Genomic DNA, 17,487 nt, shown 5'->3' on the forward strand with positions numbered 1-17,487 from the left:
AAACAGATGTATTACTTTTTAAATGATAATTTACAATATTCAAAATCAGGCATTGAAGAGGCTGAAATTAACCGTCTCCGGTTATTTAAACAACATCACCAAAACGCGGCGATTGTGACCCGGATCTTTGCGATGGATTTACATGCCGTGATGGCTGGCGCTAATTTAGCTGATGCCGATGTGATTAATTTGTTTGACTTTTTCTGTGGTGCCCAGACGGTTCCAGTCCAGCCTTTGATGTTGGCGGATTTTCAAGTGCCAGCCGATGCGATTAAGACCCGGAAAGATCGCCAAGTTCAGGTGGTGCAGCAAGGTAAACTCATCATGGTGATTTATTTGCGTGACCAAACGGATGAAATTAGTAACGTCCAATATTTTGATGTTAATGGCAAAACGTTAAAGATGACTTGGTGGGATACACGCGGAATGAAGTGTTTGGAACAGTTCTTTGACTGGACAGGAAAAATTGCCCAAGAGGCCTATTTTGGCCCTGATGGTCAAATCCATCTCGAAAAGTTACATTTACTAAATCACGCCGGCAAAGAGCGGCTAACTTGGCGGGTCTTAAACTACCGGGATAGCAGTTGGACCTTTGACGGCCTCAATGCGTTAACGCGATTCTTTTATGATGAACTCAACACTAATAATGAAGAAAATGTCTTTATTTGTGACCGGACCGTTGAATGTGCCTGGGGCTTATTTAATATGCAAACACCAGCCAAAAAGGTCTTGCATTTGCATAATAATCATGTCGGTGATGCTAGCGATGTCCTACATTCGACCTTGAATAATAACTATGCGAATGCGTTAAATAACTGGCAACGATGGGATGCCGTTATTGCGGCGACCCCACAACAATCGGCCGATGTTACTGCCCGTTTCGGAAACAGTATTCCTTGCTTCACGATTCCGGTTGGTTATGTCACGGCCGAGACCTTGGCGGCCAAGCCAAGCCCATTTTCCGAACGGCAATCTCATTTGATTGTACAAGTCGCTCGTTTAGCACCAGAAAAACAGCAAAATCATTCAATTGAAGCTTTCCAACAAGTTAAAAAGCAATTTCCTGATGCCCAATTAGAACTTTGGGGCTATGCCAACGGTGATACGGAAAAGCAACTTCGTGAGCAAGTTAAAGCCGCTCAATTACAAGCCTCAGTGTTATTCAAAGGTTACACAACGGATGTGAATGCGGTCTATAATCGGGCACAGATTGGCTTGTTACCAAGTCGAGCCGAGGGATTCTCGTTGATGTTGTTGGAAGCACAAGCACATGGCCTACCGATGATTGCGAATGATGTGAAATACGGTCCAAGCGACATTATTCAAGATGGCGTGAGTGGTATTTTAACGACGGATGGGAATGTTCAACAGTTGGCAGATGCAATGTTAGAGCTGCTCAGCCATCAAGATAAGTTGGCAGAATTTAGTACCAATTCTTATCAAAATGCGACACGATATTCGGCGGATGCAGTTTACGAACAATGGCAACAATTGCTGACGAACTTTGAGTCGGACATGGAGGTGATGGTATGATATTAGACCAAAACGATTTTCGGTGTTTTGAGGGTGAATTTTATTCGCAAGTTCCAACGGATTTAGTCATAAATCGAGTTGGTCATAAACGCGTCCATTTTAGTGGTACAAATGACTTAATAAGTGGGGCGTTCGTTTATATGAATACTGAACGGCGTGCATTTTTACATTCTCAACAATATCCTGAAACGTTTGATTTGGTAGCGTGGCTTACTGACCATCCATCAGTGAAATTATTAGTTACAGAAAAACCAATTCTAGCTTTAAAAGACAAATTACCACAATTTATTGTTCCGAATACTTGGAACTTCTACAAGGCAGTTGCCGCATATATTCGGCAACGATATTTTGGTGAGGTTGTCACTGTAACAGGGTCTGTTGGCAAATCAACAACTCGTCTTATGATTGTCAAAATATTGACAGCGTTGCAACAACAAGTTGTAACAAATGTTGGTAATGAAAATGTTCGACAAGTGGCGGTGCCTTTGTTAACCACGACAATGCAAAATCCTGATGCGTTAGTTGCGGAACTGTCGATCAATGCTTTGAACAATCGTGATAAAGAAAGTGGACCGGTGTCTCGACTATACCGTGCTACGGCTGCAGTTATCACACAGATTGGTGGTGCCCATTTAGCTGAGCTGGATCAGGTGTCAGATCCATTGATGTTTTTAGCAGAGCGAAAGACACGTATATTTGAAGGTTTAGACAAGTCAAGTCGGGCCATTATTAATTATGATATGACACCACGTATATATAAGTATGTTATACGACGGGCACAGCAACAGACAGAAAAAATATACAACTATAGTTTATGTGATGAGCATGCTGATGCCTATGTCTTGTCACAAAGGGATTTCCGAGACTATACCGAATTGACAATTCAAGTATTAGATGAAACGAAACGAGTCCAATTGTCAATGCCTGGTAGCGGCGTCATTTCGGATTTACTAGCAGCTTGCGTTACGGTTAAGAGCCTAGGACTTAAATTGCCGGATTTAACAACATTATTTATGGGATTTGAAGCATTAAATAGTGAATTGCGGTTTCAAAAAACTAGTGCTGTTCATGGAAAGATAACAGTGGTCGATGACACACATGGTTCAACCTTACACTCAGTTGATAATGTTTTATCAGTTTTCAAGGAGCGCGGTAAATTTTATCGAGGGAAAAAGGTATTAATCATGGAAACCGGGGAAGATTTAGGAAAGCAGGCGGCAACATATAATCTGCAGTTTGAGAAAAGTATTATTTCAAGCGGGATTGATATCTTACTTGGGTATCGAGATGATGATATTAAAGTATTAGTTGATGCTTTGTCAGGAAAAATAGAAACTGACTTTTATACTGATCTATCCGCCATAAACCAAGTAATCCAAGAATTACCGGACGATTCATTAGTAATAATAAAGTCTTCTGATGGACGAAAGTATGGATCTGACTTATGGAAATTGCCAGAAAAAGTGGGTCAGATAGAAAGGTGAAAAATTTTAATGTTGATGATAATGACCATCTATACAAGTTTAAAGACAGCAATGAGATTAGTGATTTATTTGGTTTTAGGTGGGCTAGTCTTATTTGTCCGCCGTCATAATCGTAAAAAGTCTCGGCATGAAATGGATGAACAAACGAAAAAATTTGTAGCAAAAACAAAAACAGATGAAAATGGGAAATATCCTTGGGAGTAGTTGTTTGTAAAAAAATGGTGTTGGTGGTACTTCAAAATTAAAAAGATAGGAATAATTGGGATGAAAAGATATCAACGGGAAATAATGATAAACAGTTTTTGGACCTTAATAGTGGCTTTGGGAATGATATTCACTTTGAGTGTTAGAGGGCAAGCCGAAGATACGCGTAGTGTCACTGTCAAAAACTTTCAGATGTCTGTTATTTACGATGATGATAGTCAGGCAACGCCGATGCCAGATAGTGAGTATACTATTACGTATGCTGATGCAGATGGTAATTCTGTTAAGGTAGCTGATGGAACCACTGATACGACTGGGGCTATTAAGAATTTGACGATAGATATTCCGAATGATGTCTCATCAATCAGATTTAACTACACGCTAGGAACCACTGATCGAGGATATATTTTACGTTCGACTGGTAAAAAGTACCAGTTTACGTATACTAAGATCATCCCTAATAATAATGTTATTAATTATAGCGGTAATTCTAAATTTGGTGCTACAGGTAATGATGCTCTTTATGAAACTAACTTTATTGCGACGCGACTTAATAATTACTATGTCCAAGCAATCAATGAATTGACGAGCGCGATTGATGCTGCACATCAACAATTCTTTGGTATTCCTGAATTTGAAAATAAGGCGATTAATATCATTTATGAACGAGGCTACCATTTGAATGAGAGTAATACTTTTTATCGTAATGGTCATGATGGCAGTGGCATACCAGACATTATCATAGCCGATAGAACAAATTTGAGCTCATTTACGGATCAATACTTAATGGCTAATGTTATGCATGAATGGACACATTGGAACTTGTATCGTACTGCTAATTTTCCAGGAGGATCGTATACATCACATTATGGTTATAACTCAGACGCTAGGGTTAGTTATAAAGAAGGTCTGGCGTTGTTTGCAGGTGATATGTTTCGATATGATTACGATATGAGTAGCACGGATACTGAAGTTCAAACAGATAATTCGAATGGCGTTAATCGTTTATACGGTAAGTCAACCAATATGACGGTCGAGCAGGTTCTATATGATTTGTTAGACGTTAATTCAAATGGTGAGGATGAGAATTTCTACGTAACAGAACGTTACTTAGATGATGATAGTCTGACTGAAAAGCAGATTGATAAGTTGAATTTTGGTGTGATTTATGCTGAAATGATGCAATCAAAGGCAACTTCATTAAGCGATTTCTTACAATATATTGAAAATAAGTATGTGTTAACAACTTCCGATAAAACTAAGTTTGAAGAGGTCTTGTCGATTAATGGCCTGTCTTCGACTGGAATGTTCACTTTAGATGAAGATGGTAATGCGCTGACTGGAGATTAAACGAAAGGCAGGGGCGAATTAAGATAAGCAAAAAAATGGACACAAAGCCAAAGTACGGTCTTGTGTCCATTTTGAGTTATCAGGAACTGTATGCATAGCGCCTCTACTTAAAACCTAGTTTTGACGCCGTTTCAAAGCAGCTTTACCTAATCCGAAGACTAAGCCACTGAGTGCTAAGAGAACTGCACCAGCTACAGCAACTCGTTGTGAAGTTGTGTCGTTTGTTTGTGGCAGCTTGTTTTGAGTTAAGGTTGCTTGGTTTTGAGCCTTAACTTGTTGTGCAGCAGTTTTCAGGCTAACCGTTGCGGCAGTCTTTGTCGCAGTGGTACTAGTTGGTTTAACCGCTGCTGTGGTAGCTTGATTCTGATTGCCGGTTACGGTGTCAGCTTGACCATTGCTATTAGTGTTGTTACCACTATTAATGGCATCGCCGTCACTATTTTCTTCGGTATCACCAGTATCGGTATTGCCGTTGTTATCCGTGTTACCGGTATTCGTATCACCGTCGCCATTGTTATCTGTGTCTCCAGTATTGTTATCACCATCACCGTTATTATCACCAGTGTCAGTGCCGCCATCGCCATCACCAGTATCAGTTGCTGATACCGTCACAGTGATGGTCTTGGCAAGACTGTTGCCGCTCGCATCAGTGTACGTATAGGTGACGTGATAAGTTCCGGGAGTTTGAGTATCCACAGTGCCATCAACGGTGACTTTACTGAAATCAATGGCATCGCCATTTTCATCGGTGCCGCTAACAAAGTTATCTTGTGCTTGCCAGTTGTCGCCGGCCGCAATCGTTGAATCTTGAACATCAAGACTAGCTTTGTTTGAAACGACGATAGTGGCAGTCGTCTGATAACTTTCACCGGCCCGAGTCAAGAAGCTGTATGTGACGGTGTAGGTTCCTGGTTGGTTCAGGGATGTCACAACGTTACCATTCGCATCGGTAATTTGAATGGCCAAGTCACTTCCAGTTAACTCATTACCCATGCCATCGGTTGCTTTTTTGACATTGGCAACTGGGTCCCAGTTAGTCGTTGTTGAAATTTCTTTATTCGTTTCATTCAAGGTAATCCCATAAACCACGACTTGAATCGTCTTGGTGATGACATTGCCGGCACTATCAGTGAAACTGTAGGTCACATTGTAAGTGCCCGGTGTCGCAGTATCAACTGCATCCCCGCTGACAGTGACATCGCTAAAGTCGATGCTTGAACCATCGGTATTGACGCCGCTGAAATTACCTTCAGCTGTCCAATTGTCGCCAAGTTCAACGGTTTGATCAGTAGTGTCAACAGCGGCAGTGCTAGCATTGACCGTGATTGTGGCGGTTTTGGTGATAGTTTGACCGGCGATATCGGTATAAGTGTAAGTGACATGGTAGACGCCAGCCTTAGTTGGATCAACGGTATCCCCGCCAACGGTAACATCGTCAATCGTCAATGGGTTGCCTTCAAAATCAGTACCACTAAAGCCGTCGCTCACATTCCAAGTCGTATTTGGCCCAGCGACCAGCGTGCTATCGTTCGTATTTAAGGTGGTCTGGCTCGCAGCTAACTCGCGGGTATAAGTCCCAGCGACATTATTAGTTAAGAGATCGCTGGAAGTATAGGTGTCATCATTTTCATTGATCCAGTTGCCAGTGTAAGGACTATCGGTAGTGAGGTCTGGCAAGCCAGTGTCACTGCTCCAACGATTATTAGTGCCTAAAATGATTTTAGCTAAATTGGTGTTCGTTAACATACTGCTAGTCGATACGACGTTGCTCATATCCCAATTTGAGAAATCGAGGACTTTTAGACCACTGTTGCCCCAGAACATGAACTGCGTATTAGTGACTTTGCTTGTATCCCAGTTGGAAACGTCCAGCGTCGTTAGCAGTAAATCGCCATCAAACATATCGTACATAGTCGTCACGTTAGACGTATCCCAATTAGAAACATCTAAGGCCGATAAGCTGAAGTCACCGACAAACATGGCACTCATGTTTGTGACATTAGACGTATCCCAATGACTAGTATCTAAAGCAGCCAGTTTTTCAGTGTAGGCAAACATATTTTGCATACTGGTGACTTTGCCCGTGTTCCAATTAGAAACATTGAGTGCCGATAAGACCCAGTTACTATTAAACATGTAGCTCATATCAGTCACGTTAGACGTATCCCAGTTGGAGACATCTAAAGTCTGTAACGCATTGTCGGCATAAAACATGTGATTCATGTCGGTGACGTTAGCGGTATTCCAACCGCCAACATCGACGCTTGTTAGGGCGGTCGTCATATAAAACATGTTTGACATATCAGTGACACTACTCGTATCCCAGCCAGAAACGTTGAGATTTGTTAGTGACCCGTCGCCATAAAACATGTAGGACATATTGGTGACATTGCTCGTATCCCAATTAGACAGATCTAGTGATTTTAAGGTAGTAATGCCACAAAACATATCAACCATAGTTGTAGCGTTGCTGGTATTCCATTTGGAGACATCCAAAGCTGTAAATTTAGTGTTGAAGAAGAGATAGCCCATGTTGGCCACATTTCCAGTATCCCAGCCACTCACATCGATGTTCGCAAGCGAACGATCACCAGCGAAAAGACTATTCATATTGGTGACGTTACCGGTCTTCCAGGCGCTGACGTTGAGATTAACTAAGCTTGTTGTGTTCGCAAACATAAAGGCAATATCGGTGGCGCTACTCATGTCCCAGTTGCTGACATCAATAGTAGTCAGTGCCGTGTCTCCTGAGAAGAGACTACGCATAGTCGTCACTTTGCCCGTGTTCCAACTAGCCGCACTGACCGAGACAAGGGCGGTGTTTTTGTAAAACATCCCAGACATGTCGGTGACTTTACTCGTATCCCAATTATTTAGATCGATATTTGTCAGGGAAGTCATGGTGTTAAAGGTCGCATTCATGCTAGTGACGTTGCTGGTATCCCATTGTGAGAGGTCAAGATTGTTTAATGAGCTGTCATAGGCAAACATGAAGCCCATATTAGTGACATTGCTCGTATTAAAGTTATTGGCATTATTAATCGTCGTTAAATTAGTCAAGTTACGGAATAACCCGGAAGAATCAGGGGCACCGTTCACGGTTCCTTCAAAGGTGATTTGCTTAATGCTGGCAGCATAGGCGGCCCAAGGATTTTTGCCGTTAGTACTTACGAAAGTGCCACCACTAATGTGTAGGACACCATCGCTATCAATCCGCCAGGCAGCATCGCCATACGTTCCACTGGCAATATCGGTCGTGGCGGCAGCGGCTCTGGCGAGTTGTGGTTGTTGGCTGGTGGTCGTGGTGGTGGCCGCCGTGTCATCGGGGGTTGCAGTTACGATTGAATCGGTTGGCCCGGCGTCAACTTCGGCCACTGGGGCATCACTAGTTACAGTTTGGTCGCTGGCAGTATTGTCAGTCGACGTTCCAGTTGCGTCATTAGTCGTTGCTGCGTCACTGGCTGTGGTGTCAGCTGCGGATGCGGCGTTACTAGTTGCATCGTTAGTAGTCGTTGTTTCAGTTGTTGTTGTTTGATTAGTGTTAGTTGTATTGGTATCTGTTTGGCTAGAAGTTGCCTGATTGCTAGTGTCGGTTGCTGAACTCGCTTGGCTGCTGCTAGTCGAACTAGTGGTAGAAGCCGGCGCCTCACTCGTCGCCGCTGAATTAGTACTATCATTAGCGTTGCTAGCTGTCGATGCAGCAGAAGTGGTGTCACTAGCTTGACTGGTCGTCTCAGTTGCTGCAGCGCTAGTTGAGCTGGCTGCGGAAGCGGTTGTATCAGTCGTGTCAGTGGTGACGCTGTCATTATTAGTCGTCGACTCGATTGTTGCCGCAGTGTTAGTCGCGACGACATTACTGATTTGACTAGTGGTTACGGCTGTTGTGTCGGTTGTATCGGCATGGACAGCCAGCGTGTTAACTTGCCAAGTGAATGCAGCAATTCCGGCAAAGACCCAGAAACGGCCTTTTTTATACATCTTGTAATGAACCTTTTTGGTAGTTGATTGTGACATGAGTTAGATCTCCTTATAAAATATTTCGCCTATTAATGAAATACAGGCTGTTTAGTATCAAACTGACTTAAACAGTTTAATGTTGAGGCTGCTCGGCTGACAGATATTTGTTGTGCTAAGTAAAACGGCCCGTAACTTTAAAAGACGTTGCTAATTTTGGTACTTAACTATCTATAAATTTTATTTTATATCAATATATTTATTTGTAAACCGGCGATACGACGCTGGATAACGCTGATATGCTAGTAGATTGGATGCAATATAAAATTTATTTATTAATCGATTTTTGAGTTGTTGAAGTGTGATTTGTCATATAAATTAATTAATAAAACTGATTTAAATTAAACAAAATGGGTCGATCAGAGCCATTTTGATAAACTGATTGTATTCGGATAGGACTGAGCGGACATTTGAAAAATCAAGTAAAAACGCTTTCATAATCATTTAATTAATACTGGTAAATATCTGACTATAAAAAGTTCAGCGTATGATTATTTAAACTATTCACGATTGATGATTTTTACCAACGATTCACTTATGCCAATCAATTTGAACACAAAATAAATTTTTTTAAAATTTTATTTGGCTAATGTTAATATAGCTCACTAACAGTGACATTTGGGAGTGGGTTATCGGCGATGAAGTGCGTGGTTACAAGGATGGGGCATCAATCGTACAACTTAGGAGGTAAATGATGGTTTATTGCGGAGTGCGGAAAGTGGATAGTAATCTAATTATAATTATTAACCGTATTTATAGTTTTAACGCATTTACTATATTTAGTGCGATTTAAATTATCTGTGTAATTAAGATCACTATCAACACGGTTACACTAGCGGATCCTTTTGAAAGCAACAAAAAATGGCGTCGGCAATCGAATGTCGGCGCCACTTCAAACTATCGTGATTTAATTAGCCAATGGCCGCAACTGTATCTAAGAACCAGGCATTGAAGGCGCGAGCGTCAATATCGACACAAACGGTCGCGTTCGTTTTGCCGTCATGGTAAGCGCCGCGAATATCACCAACGGTTTCGCCGTTAGCTGGTCCATCGGTTTGCACATCAATCCACATTTTTTGAGTGGTGAAGGCTTCGGGATGTAATAGGTAGAATAACGTATTCACGTCATGCATCGGGATACCAGTTTTATCACCATCGCCATAATGATTGAAAAGTGCATGCAACATCGTTCCTGTGCGGCCTAATGTTGGCAGCTTTTGCATCGTGGCTGGGGTGAGTAATGCTTTCATGGTGACATCCAAGCCGACCATTGTAATCGGCACGCCAGCTTGGTACATAATTTCAGCCGCGTGTGGGTCAGTGAACACGTTAAATTCGGCGGCACTGGTCATATTACCCTTTCCGAGCGTGCCACCCATGGCAATAATTTCTTTAATATGCGCTTTAACTTCTGGATAGGTTTTAAAGAGTAACGCGATATTCGTATAGGCGCCAGTTGGCACTAAGGTAATTGGTTCTTCGGCAGCCATAATGTGATCACGTAACGCTTCAACGGCCGTTTCGGGCAGTGGCTTAGCTAAGTCGGTTGGAAAATCATAGCCGGGCATGCCTGAAACACCGTGAACGCGAACTGCATCTTCAAATGGCTTGATTAAAGGCTGCGGTGCCCCACCAGCAACGGGAACGGTACTATTGAAAAAACGCGTTAATTTTAAGGCATTCAAAGTGGTTTTATCGACAGTCACATTTCCGGCGACGGTCGTAATCAATTCTAGGTCGAAATCAGGATGATTGAGAGCAATCGTAATCGCGGCGGCGTCATCAATTCCGGGATCAGTATCCATAATAATTTTAGTTGGCATGGCGTTTCCTCCAAATGATAAGTTTAGTGAAAATGAGCACAGAGTTAATTGCTTCTATTTTAGCATATCCTTGGGCTTGAATCCGATTGCATTTCTAGCCTGATTGCCGTAGCATGACAGTAAGATACAGACATAATGGAGGCAACATCATGGCAAAACCACGGGTTATTCTAATTACAGGCGCGTCTTCTGGTATTGGTAAGACGACCGCGCTAAAGCTCCAAGCACAAGGAAACATTGTTTACGGTGCCGCCCGTCGAATTGAAAAAATGACCGATTTAGCAGCGGCCGGGGTACACGTGTTAAAACTTGACGTGACCGATGAACAAACATTGGTGGCTGCGGTAGAGACGATTAAAGCGGAACAGCAACGGCTCGACGTTTTGATTAATAATGCCGGTTACGGCTCCTATGGGGCGCTGGAAGACGTGCCGTTAGCGGAAGGCGAATATCAATTTAAAGTGAATGTCTTTGGTGTCATGCGCCTAACCCAATTGGTGTTGCCAATAATGCGGGCGCAACATCGCGGTCGGATCATAAACGTGTCCTCAATTGGTGGTAAGATTTATCAGCCGTTGAGTGCGTGGTACATGGGGACAAAACATGCGATTGAAGGCATGAGTGATGCGCTGCGAATGGAAGTGGCGCCGTTCGGGATTGATGTGTCAATTATTGAACCTGGCGGCATTAAAACGGAATGGGCTGGTATTGCCGAGAAGAAGTTATTGGAAGTTTCCGGCGAAACGGCTTACCACGATCAAGCGGTTAAAGTTGGGGCAATGTTATCATTATTTGATCAATTTGCCTCCAATCCTGGGGTTATCGCCAAGTTAATGGTGCGTGCCGTCAACGATGTTAAACCAAAGTCACGCTACCATGCGGGGATGAGTTCCGGTTTAGCTTTGACTGGGCGCCACTGGTTATCAGATCGTCAATTCGACAAGATGATGACGTTAGCGATTAATGGCGCGGCCAAATTGGCTAAGCTTGAACATCATGGGCAACGGGCCGGTAAGCGACATTATCAACATAATTAAAAAATTAGCACTTATGGATGTGTGTGCATCTGTAAGTGCTAATTTTAATTGAACTCTGAAGGCTGAAATTTGCTCTGTCAATAAGCGGCCTTTACAAATTAGTTAACCGGAAACTAATTAGGCTTAGTGGAGACGGTCAAGATCGTTGTGCAGTGTTGGTAAGATTGGTCGCCTAATCTTACAAGTCGGTCTGGGACTTTTATCTTTAGTCGAAACGTGCAAAAAGCTTATCTGTTGTTTCGCCCTTTTTAGGCAAGCACAAAATGTTGTGCTTCCTTTTCAACCAAGTGGCCACTCGTTACGGCAGTTGTTGAATCAAAATTAATGATTCGCTTGTGTTGCTCATAGATAGGGTCGGCGTGTGGTACAGCTGATAAGAGCGCCTTCGTGTAAGGATGCAAAGGATGATGATAGACCAGTTGTGTCGGTCCCGTTTCCACAATTTTGCCATGATACATGACAACGATACTGTCACTAATGTGATGGACCATTGAAAGATCATGCGCGATAAACATGTAGGTCAGCTGTTGTTGTTGCTGAATGTTATGCAAAAGGTTAACAATTTGGGCTTGAATAGAAACATCAAGCGCTGAAATTGGTTCGTCTAAGACGAGAAATTTAGGGGCGACTGCGAGTGCCCGTGCGATACCAATTCGTTGGCGCTGCCCACCGGAAAATTCGTGGGGAAAACGATTAATGGCGTCACTGGGTAGGCCGACTTCAGCGAGCAGGTCAATAATTTTGGTCTCGCGGGCATGTCGATTGGCTCCCAGGTGAAAGTTTTCCAAGCCTTCCCCAATAGTCGTTCCTACTTTTTGTCGTGGGTTTAGTGCGGCAAAGGGATCTTGAAAGACCATTTGAACTTGCCGGCGAAACTGGTAAGTTTGCTGTCTCGTAAAACTGCTCAGTGATTGCCCATTAAAGAGAATTTCACCGCTAGTGATTGGCCCAATCTTAGCGATGGCTCGGCCAGTCGTGGTTTTACCGCTGCCAGATTCGCCAACAATCCCAACGGTTGTCCCAGCTGGAATGGCAAAGCTGACTTGGTCGACCGCTTTGATTAAGTGATGATTCTTATGAAAATGAACACTTAAATTTTTAATCTCAAATAGATTTTTAGTCATGCGTGCCCTCTTTTGCTAGTGCTCGATAAGTTTGCCAGCGCTTTTGAATGCTAACTGGTGGCTCGTAAGCTGGAGTTCGTGGATCTAGTAGCCAAGATTTGACAAAATGGGTTGCACTTAATTGTGTGACTGGTGGTGTAGCTTCAAAGTCAATTGTTAGTGCATATGGATTTCGGTTGGCGAAGGGATCACCCTTGCTTTTTTGATGAAGATCCGGTGGCGTCCCTGGTAAGGTGAATAATTGTTCTTGGTCATCATCGGTATCGGGCACGGAATCTAATAATCCCCAAGTATAAGGATGTTGTGGATAATAAAAAATTTCGTTAGCGGTGCCAACTTCGACAATTTCACCAGCGTACATAATGGCCACCCGATCCGCGATATTGGCCACGATGCCTAGATCATGTGTAATAAAAATGACAGATAAATCATGTTTTTGCTTCTGTGCTTGGATTAAGTCAAGAATTTGAGCTTGCAAAGTGACATCTAGCGCGGTAGTCGGTTCGTCGGCAATCAGAACTTTTGGCTGACCAATCAAAGCCATTGCAATCATGACACGTTGGCGTTGACCGCCCGAAAGCTCATGCGGAAACTTGCTGGCAATTAATGCTGGATTGTCTAAATCGACCGCTTTGATTTCGGCGTTGACGGCGGCAATTAATTTTTTACCATGTAAATGTTCATGATATTTGAGAACTTCACCGATTTGTTTGCCAACACGCATTGTTGGATTTAGCGCACTTAAAGGATCTTGAAATACCAGCGCGAGTTGTGACCCACGAATTAAGGTTAAGTCTTTTTCAGATAATGATTGCAGATCTTGATGCTCAAATTGTAGTTGATCAGCGGTAACCTCAGCGTCTTTCGGTAAAATTCCTAATAAAGCGTGGGTCGTCACCGATTTGCCAGAGCCGGATTCACCAACTAGGGCGAGTGTTTCGCCATGTTTGAGGTTCAAGTTGACGCCTCGCACAGCATAGATTGGTCCGGCTTCGTCTGGAAAAGTTACTTGTAAATTTTTAATTTTAATAATATCAGACATTTGCAAAACTCCTTAGGATAGCCAGTGATCAATTAGTGTGCCAACTATGAGGCCAATCGCCAGCATGGCTAAGCTAACTTTAGTTGCTGGAATGTGAGTCGAAAGCCACTGCATTGGCCCAGTATGAGCGTGTTTAGGAGCTAGCAGCAATTGAAAGGCGAGGTTGAGGCACGCTACTGCGACGAGACCCCAGGCCAATTCATGAAACGTCCAGCCAACTGCGAGTGGCAGAGCCTGAACATGACTGTTAACGCTGAGAAGGGCGAGGCAGCCGCCAACAACCAGCCCGATTTTAAGCTTTAAACTTTGGATCGAGTGCGTCACGTAAACCATCTCCTACAATGTTGAAAGCTAGTACAATTACGACCAGCACGAGAATCGGAATATAAAGTTGCGAAGCATGCTGTAACATCTGATTTTGACCTTCCGAAATCAGAATACCCAAGCTTGTATTTGGCGCTTGAATGCCAAGACCCAGAAAGCTTAAACTCGCCTCTGCAAAAATATTTGCGGGGATGCTTTGACCAATATCCAAAATTAAAATGCTCATCATGTTTGGAACAAAATGGCGCAACATGATTTTCCATAAAGGGGTGTTTAACATAATTGCGGCGGTGACGTAGTCGGTATCCCGTAGTTGTAAGACTAAGCCACGAGCCTGACGTGCGGCGCCTGCCCAACTTGTGATTGCAAGTGCAAATAGCATGGTGCCAATGCCATTGCCTAGCACGGTCATAATAATCATGGTGACGAGTAGACTCGGCAAAGAGTTAAAGATTTCAATTAGGCGCATTAAGCAACTGTCGACCCAGCCACCAAAGTAGGACATCAACATGCCATAAATAGTACCGAAGACCATTGAGAGTAAGGTGGCCACGAGCGCCACAATTAATGAAATTCGTACACCTAGACAAACGCGAGTAAACAGGTCGCGACCTAAGTGATCAGTTCCAAACCAGTAAGTTTGACTAGGAGCCAGATTTTGTTGATTGACGTGGAGCTGATTGGGGTTCAGAGGACTGAGCATGGGCCCAAAAATAGCCACTAAAACTAAAATAATTAGGATGGTGGCACAAGTCATTGAGAGCCGGTCATGGCTAAATTTGTGCCCCGCGGATTGCCAAAATCCAATGCTAACCGGGGTGGTCGGCTGCTCAGCGGTGTCTGTGGCAGATGACGTTGAGACAAAGTTGAATTTAGAATCCATAGAATTAACCTCCTATCAATTTTGGTATAACTTGATTCGTGGATCGACAGCCATATAGAGTAAGTCGGTAATAAATAAAGTAACAATATATAAGGCAGCCAGTAGAACGGTCTCGCCCATGATGATGGGGACGTCACGATTGGTCAAAGCTTGAACAAAATATTGACCAATACCTGGAATCACAAAGATACTCTCAACAAACACTGAACCAGTGATACTAAAGGCAACCGTCACAGGCAACGAGGTAATGATTGGAATGGCCGCATTACGTACCACGTGATTCATGACGACGCGGCGTCCAGTCAGACCTTTTGTTTTGGCCGTGAGAACGTAATCGCTACTAAGGACGTCTAACATGGAATTTTTTAATAAACGCGCGTAACGGGCAATGTAGCCGAGACCGCCAGCTAAAGTTGGTAGGACCGTATATGACCAGCCACCTAGCCATAAATTGGACCCCTCCGGCCAGCCAATGATTGGAAACCAGCCTAATGTACCGCCAAAGTAACTTTGAAGTAGCAACGCAAGGATCAGGCTCGGTACGGACATGAGTAGTAAGGACACAATTGTTACTGAGCGATCAAGCCAAGTGTTTTTATAAACCGCTGCTAAAGTACCTAATAGGAGTCCCAAGGGAATACCAAAGAGTACCTGCTGTAACCCTAGACGTGCGGATAGTGGTAATTTTTCTTTGAGCACGGTATGCATCGTCATACCCGGGTCGGCAATAGAAGTTCCAAAGTCACCATGAAGCATATTTGTCATCGTGATTTCATAACGTTGTAACACGGGTTTATCTAAACCTGTGTTTCGATAGACTTGTTTGCGGGCCGCTGTGGGTAGTTTATCGGTTTGTGCTGAAAGAGCATCACCAGGCACGGCTGCTAATAGGAAAAAGGTCGCACTAGCGATTAAAAACAAACTGATAATCAACGCAACGAGTCGCCGTAGAATTACTTTGAGCATTAGCGCACCGCCCACTTTCTAAAAACTATTTTTTGTTGGCATAGACGTAATCGTAATCGGGACCAAAGACTGGCGTTTGGAAGTTTTTGAGATTTTTATTGGTATAGATTTGGTTCTTTGCGCCGGAAACTGGGGCCACCCCAAAGTCTTTCGCAACGACTAACTTTTCAAGTTGACTATAGATTTTGAGCCGCTTTTGGGTGTCGGCAGTGTCGGCCAAAGTGCCGTAAAGTTTGTCATATTCAGTACTATCATAACCGCCGAAAAACTTTTGGAAGCCGCCGGTTGAAACCCACAAATTCAAGAAGGTGGAAGGGTCATCGTAATCGCCATTCCAAGCATTGGCTAATAAATCATATTTATTAGCATTTCGGTCGGCAATAAAGGAGGCATCATCGGGAGCGGTGGTGATTTTGACATTAATTCCTAATTTAGATTTGTACTGTTGTTTCAAGAAAGTTCCAGTATCATCGCCAGACGTTGTTAAGTAGTTTAGCGTGACTTTACTAAGATCAGTTGATTGACCGGTTTCTTTCAGACCGGCTTTGAATAGTGCTTGAAGCTTGGCCGAGCTGTTATATTGTTTTAAAGCTGAGGTTAAAACATTGCCGGCGTAGTCATGGTAGTTAGTCGTGTTGACATCAATACTGTTAGGCACGAAGCTGTAAACGGCTTGCCCTTGTCCACCATTGATGGCTTTATTGTAAGCATTTCGATTGATTGCGAGCGATAAAGCTTCACGAATCTTGGTGTTTTTAAGTAGTTTGGAAGTCCCACCAGTGTGTTGATTGAAAACAATGAAGCTCGTGCTGCCGCCGGCTTGGGTTCGTTTTGTAATCTTGTTACTAGAAGCGAGCTTGTTGAAATCTGAAGCATTGGCGCCAGAAGTTAAGACGGCATCTAGTTGACCGGATTGGAGGAGCGAAACCATGGTTGAATCTTTAGCAGTGGTCGTGATATTGACCTTGGTTAAGTTGACTTTTTTTGCATTCCAGAATTTAGAATTCTTTTTCAAAACAATCTTGCCATTGGTTTTCCAAGAGGTCATCTTGTAGGCCCCGTTATACACTTGATCCTGCCAATCGGTTTTCCACTTCTTCGTGCCAACTTTATTGATCTTATCAAGACGAACTGGATAAAAGACGACCGAAGAAAGTTTCTTCAAAAAATAGGGCGTTTTATTGGTTAAGGTGATCTGTAGTGTATGTTGATCAAGTGCCTTTGCGCCAACTTGATTGGCAGTACCTTTCCCCGTATTAAAGGCTTCTGCCCCTTGGATGTCATAGGCCATCGAGGCATATGCAAAGCCATTTTTCGGCGTTAATTCGCGGATGATTGAATCCACAAATTGTTGGGCGGTAACCGCTTTGCCATCCGACCATTTTGTGTGCCGTAACTTGAAAGTATAGGTCTTGCCATCTTTTGAAATGGTGTAAGACTTAGCTTGTGCCAGTTTGAGACTATCCTTGCCATTCTTGGAAGTGACCCGGAAGAGCCCTTCTTGAGTAGCGTTCAAGACATTAAATTCGTTGGCATTTCGCACATCATTAACATCAACCGTGGTTGGATCACTAGCTTGTACCAGATTCAATGTTTTGTTAGTCGTTGAAGTACTATTATTTCCGCAACCAGCGAGGAGCGTGGTTAAACCAACCACCGCAACACCAGCTACCAATCCTAAATGTTTTCCCATAGATCCGAAC

13 protein-coding genes are annotated in these 17,487 nt (G+C 43.2%); 5 read left to right on the plus strand and 8 right to left on the minus strand.

Features of this window, described 5'->3' with window-relative positions; translation table 11 throughout:
- The first annotated feature begins 6 nt into the window (after nt 1-6).
- The 4 genes from FFM74_RS04590 to FFM74_RS04605 all read left to right on the plus strand — a co-directional run bounded on the left by FFM74_RS04590 (nt 7) and on the right by FFM74_RS04605 (nt 4,571).
- Nucleotides 7-1,533 (plus strand): glycosyltransferase family 4 protein, encoded by a 1,527-nt coding sequence (locus tag FFM74_RS04590; protein ID WP_137625457.1) that lies wholly within the window; start codon nt 7-9, stop codon nt 1,531-1,533.
- Entirely contained in the window at nt 1,530-3,017 is a 1,488-nt protein-coding gene (locus tag FFM74_RS04595; protein WP_137625458.1) for a Mur ligase family protein, read from the plus strand. Before FFM74_RS04590 ends, FFM74_RS04595 begins: the two co-directional genes overlap by 4 nt.
- Nucleotides 3,018-3,038: 21 nt before the next feature.
- The gene (locus FFM74_RS04600) at nt 3,039-3,221 is read left to right on the plus strand and encodes a hypothetical protein (RefSeq protein ID WP_223877161.1); all 183 of its coding nucleotides are present in this window, start codon (nt 3,039-3,041) and stop codon (nt 3,219-3,221) included.
- Between the two features lie 135 nt (nt 3,222-3,356).
- Nucleotides 3,357-4,571, plus strand: coding sequence for a hypothetical protein (locus FFM74_RS04605; RefSeq protein WP_137625460.1), 1,215 nt, complete (start codon nt 3,357-3,359; stop codon nt 4,569-4,571).
- Nucleotides 4,572-4,685: 114 nt separating this feature from the next.
- Here FFM74_RS04605 and FFM74_RS04610 read toward each other — a convergent pair whose 3' ends face one another.
- Both FFM74_RS04610 and rihC read right to left on the minus strand, forming a co-directional pair.
- On the minus strand, nt 4,686-8,585 hold the full coding sequence (locus tag FFM74_RS04610; RefSeq protein ID WP_137625461.1) for a BspA family leucine-rich repeat surface protein: 3,900 nt from the start codon (nt 8,583-8,585) through the stop codon (nt 4,686-4,688).
- A gap of 911 nt (nt 8,586-9,496) precedes the next feature.
- On the minus strand, nt 9,497-10,408 hold the full coding sequence (gene rihC / locus FFM74_RS04615) for a ribonucleoside hydrolase RihC (protein ID WP_137625462.1): 912 nt from the start codon (nt 10,406-10,408) through the stop codon (nt 9,497-9,499).
- A 149-nt stretch (nt 10,409-10,557) separates the two neighbouring features.
- Here rihC and FFM74_RS04620 point away from each other — a divergent pair, with 149 nt between their 5' ends.
- Nucleotides 10,558-11,445, plus strand: a complete 888-nt coding sequence (locus tag FFM74_RS04620; protein WP_137625463.1) for an oxidoreductase — start codon at nt 10,558-10,560, stop codon at nt 11,443-11,445.
- Nucleotides 11,446-11,693: 248 nt separating this feature from the next.
- Here the strand turns inward: FFM74_RS04620 and FFM74_RS04625 are convergent, their stop codons facing one another.
- Genes FFM74_RS04625 through FFM74_RS04650 form a run of 6 tightly spaced genes read right to left on the minus strand, consistent with a single transcriptional unit; the run spans nt 11,694 to nt 17,477 of the window.
- Nucleotides 11,694-12,569, minus strand: coding sequence for an ATP-binding cassette domain-containing protein (locus FFM74_RS04625; protein ID WP_137625464.1), 876 nt, complete (start codon nt 12,567-12,569; stop codon nt 11,694-11,696).
- Nucleotides 12,562-13,611 carry an ABC transporter ATP-binding protein gene (locus FFM74_RS04630; protein WP_137625465.1) on the minus strand — a complete coding sequence of 350 codons (1,050 nt, stop codon included), beginning with the start codon at nt 13,609-13,611 and terminating at the stop codon, nt 12,562-12,564. Before FFM74_RS04630 ends, FFM74_RS04625 begins: the two co-directional genes overlap by 8 nt.
- Before the next feature lie 12 nt (nt 13,612-13,623).
- Complete coding sequence (locus FFM74_RS04635; protein ID WP_137625466.1) at nt 13,624-13,935, minus strand: hypothetical protein; 312 nt, start codon at nt 13,933-13,935, stop codon at nt 13,624-13,626.
- Nucleotides 13,904-14,818 carry an ABC transporter permease gene (locus FFM74_RS04640; RefSeq protein ID WP_137625467.1) on the minus strand — a complete coding sequence of 305 codons (915 nt, stop codon included), beginning with the start codon at nt 14,816-14,818 and terminating at the stop codon, nt 13,904-13,906. The genes FFM74_RS04635 and FFM74_RS04640 overlap by 32 nt, the downstream gene beginning before the upstream one ends.
- Nucleotides 14,819-14,833: 15 nt before the next feature.
- Entirely contained in the window at nt 14,834-15,784 is a 951-nt protein-coding gene (locus tag FFM74_RS04645; protein WP_137625468.1) for an ABC transporter permease, read from the minus strand.
- Nucleotides 15,785-15,809: 25 nt separating this feature from the next.
- Nucleotides 15,810-17,477 carry a peptide ABC transporter substrate-binding protein gene (locus FFM74_RS04650; protein WP_137625469.1) on the minus strand — a complete coding sequence of 556 codons (1,668 nt, stop codon included), beginning with the start codon at nt 17,475-17,477 and terminating at the stop codon, nt 15,810-15,812.
- Between the last annotated feature and the right edge of the window lie 10 nt (nt 17,478-17,487).

This window comes from Lactiplantibacillus pingfangensis (genome assembly GCF_005404945.1).
GTDB lineage: Bacteria > Bacillota > Bacilli > Lactobacillales > Lactobacillaceae > Lactiplantibacillus > Lactiplantibacillus pingfangensis.

Coding starts and splice junctions, on each gene's coding strand:
- FFM74_RS04625 (WP_137625464.1), bottom strand. CDS start 12,569: ATGACTAAAAATCTATTTGAGATTAAAAATTTAAGTGTTCATTTTCAT.
- FFM74_RS04650 (WP_137625469.1), bottom strand. CDS start 17,477: ATGGGAAAACATTTAGGATTGGTAGCTGGTGTTGCGGTGGTTGGTTTA.
- rihC (WP_137625462.1), bottom strand. CDS start 10,408: ATGCCAACTAAAATTATTATGGATACTGATCCCGGAATTGATGACGCC.
- FFM74_RS04595 (WP_137625458.1), top strand. CDS start 1,530: ATGATATTAGACCAAAACGATTTTCGGTGTTTTGAGGGTGAATTTTAT.
- FFM74_RS04610 (WP_137625461.1), bottom strand. CDS start 8,585: ATGTCACAATCAACTACCAAAAAGGTTCATTACAAGATGTATAAAAAA.
- FFM74_RS04600 (WP_223877161.1), top strand. CDS start 3,039: ATGACCATCTATACAAGTTTAAAGACAGCAATGAGATTAGTGATTTAT.
- FFM74_RS04645 (WP_137625468.1), bottom strand. CDS start 15,784: ATGCTCAAAGTAATTCTACGGCGACTCGTTGCGTTGATTATCAGTTTG.
- FFM74_RS04640 (WP_137625467.1), bottom strand. CDS start 14,818: ATGGATTCTAAATTCAACTTTGTCTCAACGTCATCTGCCACAGACACC.
- FFM74_RS04590 (WP_137625457.1), top strand. CDS start 7: ATGTATTACTTTTTAAATGATAATTTACAATATTCAAAATCAGGCATT.
- FFM74_RS04630 (WP_137625465.1), bottom strand. CDS start 13,611: ATGTCTGATATTATTAAAATTAAAAATTTACAAGTAACTTTTCCAGAC.
- FFM74_RS04620 (WP_137625463.1), top strand. CDS start 10,558: ATGGCAAAACCACGGGTTATTCTAATTACAGGCGCGTCTTCTGGTATT.